Origin of the sequence: Defluviitalea raffinosedens (assembly GCF_016908775.1) — a bacterium.
In the GTDB taxonomy this organism is placed as follows: domain Bacteria; phylum Bacillota; class Clostridia; order Lachnospirales; family Defluviitaleaceae; genus Defluviitalea; species Defluviitalea raffinosedens.
The window spans coordinates 25088-38186 of the sequence record NZ_JAFBEP010000015.1; the positions used below are offsets into that span (position 1 = coordinate 25088).

Below are 13099 nucleotides of genomic sequence, written 5' to 3' on the forward strand. Positions count from 1 at the left end.
ACAAAATCATTGTTTGGAGTTGGTTGTATGTTTATTCGAAAGAGAATATGGTTTTTATCTGTTTTAATATTTATAATAAGTGTAGCAGGTTTTTATATGCTTTATATGAGTTTACTGCCATCAGCAGATTTAAAAAAAGTTGATCCAAAAGACATAGTTGGAGAATATGTAAGTAACAATATTAATAATGTTATCAGCGATATAGATCAGAATATGGGACAAACAATTGAAGGAGTTCCAACCTCTCAGGCAAATGTTCCAAGAATCACCCAATCAACCCAAATGGTGTATCAGTATTATTATGAAGAAGATGGAAAAACTGTAGAAGAAATCATAGAACCACCTTATTTTTTAATTGATTTAACAAGAGATGAACTTCAAGAAAAATATTCTGACTGGCAAATCAGCTATTTTTCCAGTCAAAAAGTGATTATGAAAAAGAATATATCTTCCAAAAGTCCATATCATTTTGTTGTAGGAGAATACAACGGATACATAACTATTTTTTATAATAATGACGGAGAACTAGAAATAAAAGAGATTACAGAAACACCTATTTCCTCTCTTCCTATAGAAGAGCAAAATAAATTAAAAGCAGGTATTAAAGTTTATGGAGAAGAAGCTTTAATACGGATATTGGAAGATTACACCAGCTAGCATGAGGCAAAGGATCTCATGCTTTTTATTTTTTATACATATTTAATCCTTTTGAATTTTATCTGTAATTTAGGATACACACTTTTGAGTGTTGAACTTTGTTGGTTTTGCAGACCCTACATAGCGGGAGAGGTGTGCCTGCGAAACACTTTCTCGTTGATGAAATTTTCTGCTTCTTGATAAAGTAAGGGATATATTTTAAAATTAAGAATGATTATAATATGAAGGAGTCTCTTATATGAAAAAACCACATAAGGTATTGGTTATTGGCGGAGGTGCGGCGGGTCTTGTGGCTGCAGTTGCAGCGGGCAGAAACGGTGCCGAAGTCATAGTTTTAGAAAGAATGGACAGAGTAGGCAAAAAGATTTTGGCGACTGGAAATGGGAGATGCAATCTGACAAATATTAATATAGATCTGAAAAGGTATCACAGCTCGTATCCCAAATTTGTTAAAGGTGTTTTAAACCAATTTAATCTTCATCAGACCCTTGACTTTTTTGAACAGATGGGGATTGCCTATAAAATAGAAGATGCCGGAAAAGTATTTCCTATGTCCGAACAAGCATCCAGTGTACTTGACGTTCTTCGTTACGAATTACAACTTCTTAAAGTGCAAGAAGAATGTAATGCAGAAGTCATCAAAATTCAAAGAAAAAATAATCAATTCGTTTTATCATTGAAAGATGGAAGAAAGATCACAGGAGATAAAGTGATTCTTGCCACGGGAGGCAAATCGTCTCCTAATTTGGGCTCAAACGGAAGCGGATATGAACTGGTTATTCCCTTTGGACATAAATTAATTAGTCCCTTTCCGGCATTGGTACAGCTGGTATTGGATGCCTGGTTTTTAAAAAGACTTAAAGGAGTTAAATTCGATGGCAAGGTATCTGCTGTTGCAGATAATAATGTTTTGCAAACAGAGTTTGGAGAAGTACTTTTTACTGAGTATGGGATTTCCGGTCCTCCTATTTTACAACTTAGCAGAAAAGCTGGAGAAATACTTCATCAAAAAAAATCAAGACCTTACATTTTTATAGATGTATTTCCAGATTTATCAGAAGATCAAATCGAAAACATGATTTTAAGCAGATTCTCCTATCATCCGGAAAAGTCAATTGAATTTAGTTTTGTAGGAATGATGAATAAACGCTTAATTCCTGTCATTTTAAAAGAAGCAGGAATTGAGGATTTGAATAAATCTTGTGCTCAGATTAATGCTAAAGAAAGAAAAAATATCGTTAACATCTTGAAAAACTGGCAAATTCCTATTAAGGGAACACAATCCTGGATGCAATCTCAGGTAACGGCTGGAGGGATTGATGTTAGAGATATTGATCCGAATACAATGGAATCCAAATTAATACCTGGACTTTATTTTGCAGGTGAAATTATGGATGTAGACGGAGATTGTGGAGGTTTTAACCTGCAGTGGGCATGGTCTTCAGGATATATTGCGGGAGAAGTCGCAGCTAAAGCATGATAGATTAACAGGAAAGGAAAATACTATGATTCGATTATCAGAAATAAAATTACCTATAGACCATACAGAGGATGATATTCAAAAAGCTATAATAAAAGCTTTGAAAATACTAAATAAAGATTTAATTTCATATTCGATTTATAAACAGTCTGTTGATGCAAGAAAAGAAGAACTTTATTTTGTATATACAATAGATGTAAAGGTTAAAGAAGAGAAAAAGATCTTAAAGAAGAGTACGCAAAAAATAAGCATAGCACCGGACTTAGAATATAAATATGTTAGTACAGGAGTGAGCAAATTGACTTATCGCCCTATTGTTGTTGGAAGCGGTCCTGCAGGATTATTTGCGGCTCTTATTTTGGCACAAATGGGTTATGCACCTATTGTCTTAGAAAGAGGGAAAAATGTAGACGATCGATCAAAAGATGTTCAAAGGTTTTGGAAAGAGCGTAAATTACTCCCTGATTCCAATGTTCAATTTGGAGAAGGGGGAGCCGGTACATTTTCTGATGGGAAACTTACGACTCAAATAAAGGATCCACGCTGCAGAAAGGTGTTGGAAGAGTTTGTTAAGTCAGGAGCTCCTCAAGAAATTATTTATAAGAGTAAACCCCATGTAGGAACTGATATTTTAAAAATCGTTGTAAAAAATATCAGAGAAAAAATCATAGAGCTTGGAGGAGAGGTTCGTTTCGAAAATAAAGTCACAGACCTTAATGTAGAAAATGGACAAATCGTGGGAGTAACCGTTAATCATAATCAATTTATTCCTTGTAATGTTGTTATTTTAGCCCTTGGACATAGCGCACGAGATACCTTTAAGATGTTATATGAAAAAGGTATGCTCATACATCAAAAACCTTTTTCCATTGGAGTCCGTATTGAACATCCACAAAAAATGATTGATCAGGTACAGTATGGAAAATATGCTGGTCATCCGAGATTAGGTGCTGCAGATTATAAGCTGGCTTACCATTGCTCAAATGGTCGTTCTGCATATACTTTTTGCATGTGTCCCGGAGGAGTGGTTGTTGGGGCAGCTTCAGAGGAAGGCTATCTTGTGACGAACGGAATGAGTGAATATAAACGAGATAAAGAAAATGCCAATAGTGCTTTGCTTGTAGGAATTCATCCGGAAGATTTTGGTGATACTCATCCACTGGCCGGCATAGAATTTCAGAGAAAATGGGAAAAAAAGGCCTTTGAAGCAGGAGGATCCAATTATTCAGCTCCCGCACAGCTGGTGAAAGATTTCTTAAGGGATATACCTTCTTCAGATCTGGGAACTGTTATGCCTTCCTATTTGCCGGGAATAAAACTGACGGATTTAAGACTTTGCCTTCCAGATTTTGTAGTGGAGACTTTAAAGGAAGCTATCCCTATGCTGGATCATAAATTAAAAGGATTTTCAATGGGAGATGCAGTCATGACAGGAGTAGAAACAAGAAGTTCGTCACCTATTCGAATAGAAAGAAGCAATGAGTATGAAAGCAATATAAAAGGTGTTTATCCGATTGGAGAAGGAGCAGGATATGCGGGAGGGATCGTTTCAGCTGCAGTGGATGGAATTAAGACAGCGGAAGTGATTGCATCCAAATTTTCTCCTCTTTATAAGATTTTTGATTAGATTAAATTTACGTTCATATATAATTATTATTTATAAATAATAAATTTTTGAAAGCAGGTAAAATACTGAGATGAAAGAAATAAAGATAAATCAACTGATTGAACTTGGCGAACATTATTATTATATCTTAAGCTTATATTTTACAAGCAAAAGAGTGATGTGTGAACTGATCACAGACGCAGAACGGTTTTATTCGCCAGATTTAAGAGACCATAAAGGTAGAGTAATTCAGGAATGGAGAAGTTCCAACAGAAAAGTGGAAGAATGTAATTTATACATAAATGGCTTACCTTATCAGTGGCAGGGAGGATTTATTCATTATATATCTTCAGATAATAATCTTTTTCTTCAAAATATAGCTTTACCTAAATGTCTGGAAGGGAAAGAACTGGTATTAGTTGAGGAAGAATATGAGCCTTTTGATTTAAAGGATGAAATCATGCAAATTCATTTTGCTGTGGAAAGAAAAGAAAGAACGATTCTCATTCAAAAAGAACTTCAATTACCTATTGCCAAGTTTTATAAACCTTATGAAATAAGCTATGAAGATCCTATAGAGCGGAAAACAAGAAAGCTATACATTCATCAGCTTTATACAGCAGACATATCCCATTTACCGCATTTAAGGCTGCGAGGGAAATTGTCGAATCAGATTCCTCTTATTGCTCAAATTGAAGTAGAAGAGGATATTGAAAAGGCAAATCTTTTTGTCAAAAAAAATACTCACGAGGATACTTTAAGTAACATCCCTCTTAAGCAAATTGAAGCCCCGGCAAAGAATCAAAAGGCAAAAAAAGGTTTTCAATATAGGAATAATTTTGTAGGTATGATCCGTTCAACAGAAGGAAAAGTTTCAGTTGTTGTCTTTTCAAGTGATGTGAAAAGAAAAATTGATAAAAAAGTAATTGTATATGATCATTGGAATAAGCCCTATGTACGATGAGAGGGGTGTTGAAATTTGTTTATTGAAGTACCAATTGATAATTTTATGGAAATACAAGGGACGTGCTATTATGTTTCATCTTTTGGATTTACCAATACACGGATTTTTTGTGATTTAATCACAGAAGATAAAAGCGAATTTACTTCGACCCCAAAAACATATAAAGAGAGTATTCTTCAATTTATGAAGAATATTGATTCCAGTATTGAATTTTATAATTTATATGTTAATGGATACCACTGTGGAATAAGAAATATTATTTTCAGACATTTTGAGCAGTCTCAAATTAAAGCGAATAAAATGTTGCAATCCATAAAAATAAAAGAATTATTGAAAAAGAATGCGTTAACTTTAATCAGAATTGATTTTGAGCCAGTGCCTGATCAATATAATTTAAAAAATATTGAAGATATACGGATTGTAAAACAAGGGAAGAAATCTAATATTTTTATTGATCAAAATGTGCAGTTGCCTATAGGCCTTTTAGAAAAACCTCTTAAAATTCGTTATAAAGACAACCATGACACGGTGGAAAGAGTTTTATATGTTACAGAGCTTTATATAAAAGATGGGAAACTGTTTGTTAAAGCAGAAGTTGAAAAAGATATTTTTGATTTTCAGGTTTTCTGTGAAAATGAATTGATGGAATCAGGTATTGAAAAAATGAGGGGGATTATTCCAGCTCAAAAAATTGAATCCGACCATTGTAAAGAAGGATACCAGCTTTTGCAGCAATGTGCAGGACGATGGAAGACAAATAACAACAATACTGCAAATTTATGTTTTTTAGCTGTCAGATCTTTTAAAAAAGATCTTATGGAACATATATTGTATAAAAGATAGAGATACTTGTCTCTATCTTTTTATGATCAGATTATAATTTTATAAAATATGGTTTTCTGTTTTTGAATAAAGTAATTTCTGAAAAACCGGCTGCTTTTATAAGCTTGTATGCTTCATCAAAATGAGAGGCTAGGTCTTTCGATGAATGGGCATCAGAACCAATGGTGATGATTTTTCCTCCTAATTCTTTATATCTTTTTAGAATTGCAAGCTGAGGATGAGCATATCCAAGTCCATACCTAAATCCTGAAGTATTGATTTCAATGCCTTTTCCTGACTCTATAATTGTTTTAAGAATAGAATCGATGACTTCTTTATAATCTTCATAGGAAAGACTTTTGTTTTTATAATTCCCATAACGATTAATATAGTCTATGTGACCATAGACATCATAGTTAAAGAAGTTCTTTACATTATATAATACACATTCAAAGTACCTAAGATATGCATTTTTTTGATCCTTATCCTTAAAAAAGTCTCCATTGTATAAATCCAATCGATCGCATACATGGGTAGAACATATAACAAAATCGAATGGATATTGGGAAAGGACTTCTTCAATTTGCTTTGCTACATGGGGTTGAAATCCTATTTCAACGCCTAAAACAACTTCTATTTGATCCTTATATTTTTCTTTTAATGCATCAAATACTTTTATATAATGATCATAATCAATCATAAAAGGAAATGCTGGATCAGGGTAGTCGTAATCAATATGATCCGTAAATGCTATTTGTTTTAAGCCCAATGTAATTGCAGTTTTTATCAGATCTTCCATTTCTGCATTGCTGTCTGTGGAAAAGGAAGAGTGAGCATGATAATCGGCATAGAACATATGATCACTTCTTTCATTTTATAGTAATTTTATAAACTAGTTTACATCAAATATTGAATAAAATAAATAGAAAACATATCAAAATATTTTATAAAAAAATCAAACAAATAGGTTTTAAAATCACAAAATAATGTTATAATATTTATGGGTGCAAGTACCCACTAAAAGAAAAAGGAGAATGATACTATGTCAGAACACGATTGCGGATGTAATCACGACCACGAACACGATCATGCTCACGATCATGATTGCGGTTGCGACCATACTCATGATGAAGGAGAAGTTATTTATTTAACACTTGATGACGATACTGAATTAAAATGTGATGTTGTAGGAACTTTTGAAGTAGACAACAAGGATTATATAGCCCTTCTTCCAGAAGGTGAAGATCAAGTTTTACTTTATGGATACAGAGAAGATGAAGAAGGACTAGAAATCTTAAACATTGACGATGATGCTGAATTTGATAGAGTATCTGAAGCATTCATGGATGAGTTTTCCGAATTTATAGATGGCGAAGACTTCGAATACTATGACGATGAAGATTTTGAAGAAGATGAAGAAGAATAATTAAAAAATGAAACGCCGAGAGAAATTCGGCGTTTCATTTATTTTAAGGACGTATAAACATTTGTGTCCAATATTTTGTTCCATTTTTGCTTTTAGCTAAGCCTACACCGATTTCAGTATAAGAAGCACTTAAGATATTGCTTCTATGTCCAGGAGAATTCATCCAGGCATTCATTACTGCAGATGCGGACTGTTGTCCTTTTGCAATATTTTCACCGGCTGATGAAAATTTAATACCGAAGTTTTCCATCATATTAAATGGTGAGCCATATGTGGGTGATTGATGAGAAAAGTAGTTTTTATTGATCATATCCTGAGATTTCATTCTTGCTACTCTGGAGAGTTCCCAGTTAGCTTTCAGAGCAGGAAGACCTTGTTTAGCTCTTTCCGCATTTACTAATCGAATGACTTCATTTTCTTCTGCCTTTATATCATCAATATTTGGAATAGTGATTTTTTGATTAGGATAAATAAGTGCTGGATTTTTAATCTGAGGATTTGCTGAAATAATTTCACTTAGCCCAATTTGATATTTTACGGCAATTTTCCACATACTGTCTCCTGGTTGAACAGTGTAGGTAATAGATTGAGCAAAAGCTGGTACTGAAAATAAAATAAACAAAGTTGCTATGAGTACAATTTTTCTTTTCATAAATGACACCTCCACTATTAGTTTTAATAAAAACTGGATTATTATTTCTTGTATGTTATTACATTAATGGAATAATTATCATATAATGTAGATTTAAATTAATTAGATATAATTATTTATAATTGAATCTTGTAAGAAAATTTGATATTATTGAGCCAATAGAGCAAAATATTTCTAACCAAACTGTTCATACTATGATTTTTTATTGACCATTTATCATAACATAAGAATGATCATCTGATGCAGAGTAAAATTTGGGAAATAATAGAACTGGGAGATGATAGAAATGTCTGTTAAAATTATTACTGATAGTGGCTCCGATCTACCTAAAGAAATAGTGAACCAATATGATATTCATGTTATTCCATTCTACGTTTATTTAGGCGAAGAAGAATTTCTTGATGGTGAAACAATAGATCCACATAAACTATATAGTGATATGCGTAATGGTAAAGTTTATAAAACGGCGCAGGTTACACCTGAAATTTTTAAAGAAGTTTTCATAAAATATGCACAACAGAATCAAAGCTGTATATACATTGCTTTTTCTTCGGCATTATCAGGTACATATCAAGCTTCTCTCGTTGCCAGAGAAGAAGTATTAGAAGAATACCCGGAATTTCAGTTAGATATTATTGACACCAAATGTGCTTCTTTAGGTTTTGGACTTGTTGTTTATAAAGCAGCTCAGATGGCGAAAGAAGGAAAATCTCAAGAAGAAATTGTTGAAGCAGTTCAATTTTACTCAGAGCATATGATGCATGTTTTTACAGTAGATGATTTAGAGTATCTTTATCGAGGAGGCAGGGTAAGTCGTACTTCTGCTTTTATCGGAGGTATTTTAAATATTAAGCCTATTCTTGTTGTTAAAGATGGAAAGCTTGTGCCTATAGAAAAAGTCAGAGGAAGAAAAAAATCTATCAAAAGACTTGTTGAAATTGTAGAAGAAAAAGGCGTCAATCTTTCAAACCAATTGATTGGAATCAGTCATGGAGATTCACTGGACGAAGCAGAAGAAATTAAAAATTTGATGACAGAAAAGTTTGGCTGTAAAGATTTCATCATTCATATTATTGGATCTGCTATAGGTGCCCATTCAGGTCCTGGAACACTGGCTATTTACTTTTTAGATCAGGAGTTCCATTCATAAAAACATTACAATAATTCAAAAACTAAAAGAGCTTAAGGAATGAATAATCCTTAAGCTTTTAATTATAGATAAGTTTTTTCATAACATTGATAATATAATGAATATTAAAAGAGGTGAGGATCATTAAAACAATAGCTGCTTTTTTTGATATAGATGGTACGCTGTACAGAGAAGGTCTTATAACTGAGATGTTTAAAAAACTCATTCGATATGATATTGTTGAGCCGAAAAGGTGGCATGAAGAAGTAAAACCTAAATTTATTAAATGGGATAATAGAATAGGCGAATATGATGACTATCTTTTAGAAATGGCAGAGATTTATATCAATGCTATACAAGGAGTCGATTCGGCAATCATTCAATTTATAGCAAAACAAGTGGTTGAACAAAAGGGTGGAAGAGTTTATACTTTTACAAGGGACAGAATCTCATGGCATAAACAGCAAAACCATAAAGTTATTACGATATCAGGCAGTCCTATTGAGCTGGTAAAAGAAATGTCAGCCAGATATGATATGGATGATTATAGAGGAAGTATTTATATTTGCAATAATCAAAAATATACCGGTGAAGTGATCCCTATGTGGGACAGCAGAAGCAAGAAAAAAGCGGTAGATGAATTAGCTAAGAAATATAACATTGATTTAGAAAGCAGTTATGCCTATGGAGATACTGCAGGCGACTTATCTATGCTGGAAAGCGTGGGTAATCCCTATTGTATCAATCCAACAAGAGAATTAATAGATTTGGTTATGAACAATGAATCTTTAAAGCAAAGAATTAAAATAATTGTTGAAAGAAAAGATATGATCTATTACTTGGATTCTAATTACTTTAAAAATAAAAAGTAAAAGACTTATATACTACATTAATTAAGATAAGGGGATTTAGACAGATGGATACAAGAAACGAACTTAAAAATAGCAAAAGAATTGTTATTAAAATTGGAACTTCTTCATTAACTCATCCAAATGGATCGCTTCATTATGCTAGAATGGAGCAGCTAGCCAGAGTTTTATCTGATTTAAGAAATTCAGGTAAAGAGGTAGTCTTAGTTTCTTCTGGAGCTATTGGCGTTGGTGCTGAAAGGCTGGGATGTAAAGAACGTCCAAAAGAAGTTGAAATGAAACAAGCTGCTGCGGCTGTAGGGCAAGCAATACTCATGCAAATTTACGAAAAATTTTTCAGCGAATATAATCAAGTAATTGCACAAATCCTATTAACTAAAGATGTTTTAGAAGATTCTATTAAAAAAATCAATGCACAAAATACTTTTAATACATTACTTAAAATGGGAGTTATTCCCATTGTTAATGAAAACGATACAGTTGCTACTGAAGAACTGCAAGAAAGCATTTTTGGTGATAATGATACTTTATCGGCCATGGTTGCCGTATTAATTGAAGCAGATTTGCTTATTCTTCTGTCTGATATAGAGGGGTTATATACACAGGATCCACGTGATTGTCCTGATGCAGTGCTAATCGATACAGTTCCAGAAATTACAGATGAAATAGAAAACCTTGCTGGAGGAGTAGGAAGTAGTTTAGGGACTGGCGGTATGATTACAAAAATTTCCGCAGCCAAAATTGCAAACAATAATGGTGTAAATATGGTAATCGCAAATGGTGAAAATTTAACCAATATACATAGAATATTAGAAGGAGAAATAGTGGGAACACTGTTTGAAAAACGTACACAAGAGTAAAAATGAACGCTGATATCAGCGTTCATTTTCTAATAAATCGGATATTTTTTTTATGTTTTCCAATGCTATATCACATTTAATAGTTGTTAAAGTAGAACTTTTTTGATCCACAACACTTTTTAATTCCACTATACTTTGATTAAATTGAATAGCTAAAGTGTCTTTTTTTTCCATTACTTTTGGTTGAAGTTTTGGCCATATTTCATCAATTTCTTTCAAATCTTTTTTGATTTCATCCCAGTTTCCTTGCTTTGAAGATATTTTGATATTTCTGATATGATATTTCAGTATTAAGACTTCGGATGGTAATTTTGCCTCAAATAATTCAGTCATATAAGGTATGTGCTTTGTAAGTTTTACAGCTGCATGGACAATTTCTAATTCTTCAGGAGTTGCAGTCATTAAAGGATATGAATCTGGAAGAATTTCCTCGGGTAATTTCAGTTCTTTTTCGGATACACCGGAATTTCCGTTTTGTCCGGATTGACCAGATTCACCCCCGGAACTGCCAGCTCCTCCTCCAGAGTTACTGGATTCGCCTCCGGAGCCACCAGCGGAGCTACCACTGGATCCACCGCCAGATTGTCCTTGTGAATCTTCAGCGCCTTTAGACATAGCTCGTTCTAATTCCAAGGCTGCTTTTTTATATTCTAAAGCAGCTTTGCTTTTACTATCATCCATTGCTTTTGAAATAATTAGGGTAGTTAGTGTATTAAGATCTTTATTGAATTCATCTGCTTTCTCAGCAGTCATACCTTTTTTCTGTGCATCGGCAAAGAAGGTGTTCCACTTTGAATGGATGGATTTAATTTGCTCTGCTCCGCCTGCCCAATCTTTTTTACTGACTGTGGTGATGAGTTCTTCAGATAATTTTTGTAAATCTTCTAATGCAGATGGAGGAGAATTACTTTCTGATGAATCCGAACTGGAATTCTCGTGCTTTTTTTGACATCCGACAAGTAGAATTAAAGCCAATAAAAAAAGCAATACTATATTAAATCTTTTTTTCATATTCTTCCTCCTTCCATTGCAAAATGCAAAATAATTTTCCTAATGAAAATAGTATTTGCCAGAACTCTTGACAACATGCAAATTTACTTTTACATTTTTACAATCTTTGATATTTCGTGGAAAATATATTATAATAATAAAAAATACTAGATATTTACGGAGGACAAAATGGAAGAGAAAAAAATAAACAGAATCAATGAGTTGTATAAAAAGCAGAAATCCGTTGGGCTTACCCAAGAAGAAAAAATAGAGCAGGAGCAACTGCGAAGAGAATATATCGAACTGGTAAAAAGAAATTTTAGGTTAACTATGGGAAATGTGAAAATTCAAAATGAAGACGGAACCATAAGGGATTTAAAATCTAAATAGAAAACTGGATAGGAGAGATTACAGTGAGTTATTGCAGAGAATGCGGAAAAATTATTGAAGACGGTCAAAAAGAATGTCCTTACTGTGGAACAGAGGTAAATGACACCATTAATATAGAAAACCATATAGAAGATCATATAGAAAATCGAAATGTTGAGGTAAAATCAGAGAAAGACGAAGAAGAGCCAATTATTAAGATTATATCAGATGAACCCATTATTAAAACTACACCTGAAGAAGAACCAACTATTAAGACGAAACATTTTGAAGAATCTCCTTCTGTGACAGAAAATAAATTTGGTTCAAATCAGAAGATACCTGAAAAGAATACACAGCCCCTTAACAATTGGATAAAGGTTACGCTTTCTGTTTTGATTTCTGCATTGCCAGGAATAGGTTCTTTAATCGGTATTATTGCAGCGATCATTTTTATGACCAAAGAAGATGAGGATCGAAAAACCTTTGGATATGCGTTGCTTACTTATAGTATTATATATCTTATTTTCATCTGTACTTGCTGTATGATCTTTGCTTTTGGCTTCAATAATTTTCAGTATTATCAGTAAAATCCCTTGGGTGAAAATAAAATGATGCAATGGATTTATTTTATAGGTCGTTCAGTATGCCATCAAATTCCTGAACGTTCTTTTTTTATTGGGAATCACCAATTGCCTCTTTGTGCGAGGTGTACAGGAATATACATGGGAGTATTCCTGGGCTTTTTATATCTGTTTTCTAGAAAGCGATGGAAAGGAAATAAGCCTCCTTCCTTAAAAATACTGCTGTTTATTTTACTTAGCTGGATTCCTATGATGATTGATGGAGCAACGTCTTATATAGGACTCAGGGCATCTAATAATATAGCGCGATTGATTACTGGATTTTTATTTGGAGTTTTTTGGCCTGTTTTCATTCTTTTGCTTAAAAACTATCAGGTTATGAAAGGGAATAATTTAAGTATTGTTGAGAATTATAAGGATTTAATCATTATGATTTGTGCTTTGATCCCTTTTGCAGGGATATTTTCGATGCAATCAATTGTTGTATGGTGGAGTATATCAGGGATTACTGTAGGTACACTTATATATGTTTATGTTCAGATGATTTTCATCATAATAAGGAATTTATTAGTATCGATGAATAAGAAAATTATATATTTTATATCATTTATTATTTCTATGATGATTATGAGCGGATTGTCATGGTTAAATGATTTTCTGTTAGCTCAATACAGATAAAATTTTATTTGTAATC

General features: G+C 33.0%; 15 protein-coding genes. 12 read left to right on the forward strand and 3 right to left on the reverse strand.

Annotated features, from left to right (window positions below; translation table 11 throughout):
- Positions 1 to 27 precede the first annotated feature (27 nt).
- From JOD07_RS10690 to JOD07_RS10710, 5 genes are all read left to right on the forward strand, one after another.
- Positions 28 to 657, forward strand: coding sequence for a hypothetical protein (locus JOD07_RS10690; protein ID WP_204613944.1), 630 nt, complete (start codon positions 28 to 30; stop codon positions 655 to 657).
- Between the two features lie 238 nt (positions 658 to 895).
- Positions 896 to 2137 (forward strand): BaiN/RdsA family NAD(P)/FAD-dependent oxidoreductase, encoded by a 1242-nt coding sequence (locus JOD07_RS10695; RefSeq protein WP_158738792.1) that lies wholly within the window; start codon positions 896 to 898, stop codon positions 2135 to 2137.
- Entirely contained in the window at positions 2067 to 3764 is a 1698-nt protein-coding gene (locus JOD07_RS10700; protein ID WP_330636270.1) for an NAD(P)/FAD-dependent oxidoreductase, read from the forward strand. Before JOD07_RS10695 ends, JOD07_RS10700 begins: the two co-directional genes overlap by 71 nt.
- A gap of 70 nt (positions 3765 to 3834) precedes the next feature.
- The gene (locus tag JOD07_RS10705) at positions 3835 to 4707 is read left to right on the forward strand and encodes a hypothetical protein (RefSeq protein ID WP_158738794.1); all 873 of its coding nucleotides are present in this window, start codon (positions 3835 to 3837) and stop codon (positions 4705 to 4707) included.
- A gap of 15 nt (positions 4708 to 4722) precedes the next feature.
- Positions 4723 to 5550 (forward strand): hypothetical protein, encoded by an 828-nt coding sequence (locus JOD07_RS10710; RefSeq protein WP_204613946.1) that lies wholly within the window; start codon positions 4723 to 4725, stop codon positions 5548 to 5550.
- Between the two features lie 31 nt (positions 5551 to 5581).
- Here the strand turns inward: JOD07_RS10710 and JOD07_RS10715 are convergent, their stop codons facing one another.
- A complete protein-coding gene (locus tag JOD07_RS10715; protein WP_204613947.1) occupies positions 5582 to 6385 on the reverse strand; it encodes a histidinol-phosphatase HisJ family protein in 804 nt (267 codons plus the stop codon).
- A 186-nt stretch (positions 6386 to 6571) separates the two neighbouring features.
- Here JOD07_RS10715 and JOD07_RS10720 point away from each other — a divergent pair, with 186 nt between their 5' ends.
- A complete protein-coding gene (locus JOD07_RS10720) occupies positions 6572 to 6955 on the forward strand; it encodes a DUF1292 domain-containing protein (protein ID WP_204613948.1) in 384 nt (127 codons plus the stop codon).
- A 43-nt stretch (positions 6956 to 6998) separates the two neighbouring features.
- Here JOD07_RS10720 and safA read toward each other — a convergent pair whose 3' ends face one another.
- Positions 6999 to 7607 (reverse strand): SafA/ExsA family spore coat assembly protein, encoded by a 609-nt coding sequence (gene safA / locus JOD07_RS10725; protein ID WP_158738798.1) that lies wholly within the window; start codon positions 7605 to 7607, stop codon positions 6999 to 7001.
- A gap of 286 nt (positions 7608 to 7893) precedes the next feature.
- Here safA and JOD07_RS10730 point away from each other — a divergent pair, with 286 nt between their 5' ends.
- The 3 genes from JOD07_RS10730 to proB all read left to right on the forward strand — a co-directional run bounded on the left by JOD07_RS10730 (position 7894) and on the right by proB (position 10465).
- The gene (locus JOD07_RS10730) at positions 7894 to 8757 is read left to right on the forward strand and encodes a DegV family protein (protein WP_158738799.1); all 864 of its coding nucleotides are present in this window, start codon (positions 7894 to 7896) and stop codon (positions 8755 to 8757) included.
- A gap of 113 nt (positions 8758 to 8870) precedes the next feature.
- Entirely contained in the window at positions 8871 to 9608 is a 738-nt protein-coding gene (locus JOD07_RS10735) for an HAD-IB family hydrolase (RefSeq protein ID WP_330576486.1), read from the forward strand.
- Between the two features lie 44 nt (positions 9609 to 9652).
- Positions 9653 to 10465 carry a glutamate 5-kinase gene (gene proB / locus JOD07_RS10740; RefSeq protein ID WP_158738800.1) on the forward strand — a complete coding sequence of 271 codons (813 nt, stop codon included), beginning with the start codon at positions 9653 to 9655 and terminating at the stop codon, positions 10463 to 10465.
- 15 nt (positions 10466 to 10480) lie between these two features.
- Here proB and JOD07_RS10745 read toward each other — a convergent pair whose 3' ends face one another.
- Positions 10481 to 11476: a hypothetical protein gene (locus JOD07_RS10745; protein WP_158738801.1), complete on the reverse strand. Its 996-nt coding sequence runs from the start codon at positions 11474 to 11476 to the stop codon at positions 10481 to 10483.
- A gap of 168 nt (positions 11477 to 11644) precedes the next feature.
- Between JOD07_RS10745 and JOD07_RS10750 the strand changes: the two genes are divergently transcribed.
- From JOD07_RS10750 to JOD07_RS10760, 3 genes are read left to right on the forward strand one after another with little or no spacing between them, the layout of a single operon-like run.
- Positions 11645 to 11845 carry a DUF896 domain-containing protein gene (locus tag JOD07_RS10750; protein WP_158738802.1) on the forward strand — a complete coding sequence of 67 codons (201 nt, stop codon included), beginning with the start codon at positions 11645 to 11647 and terminating at the stop codon, positions 11843 to 11845.
- Between the two features lie 23 nt (positions 11846 to 11868).
- Positions 11869 to 12411 carry a zinc-ribbon domain-containing protein gene (locus JOD07_RS10755; RefSeq protein WP_158738803.1) on the forward strand — a complete coding sequence of 181 codons (543 nt, stop codon included), beginning with the start codon at positions 11869 to 11871 and terminating at the stop codon, positions 12409 to 12411.
- A 21-nt stretch (positions 12412 to 12432) separates the two neighbouring features.
- On the forward strand, positions 12433 to 13083 hold the full coding sequence (locus tag JOD07_RS10760; protein WP_204613949.1) for a DUF2085 domain-containing protein: 651 nt from the start codon (positions 12433 to 12435) through the stop codon (positions 13081 to 13083).
- The last annotated feature ends 16 nt before the right edge of the window (positions 13084 to 13099 follow it).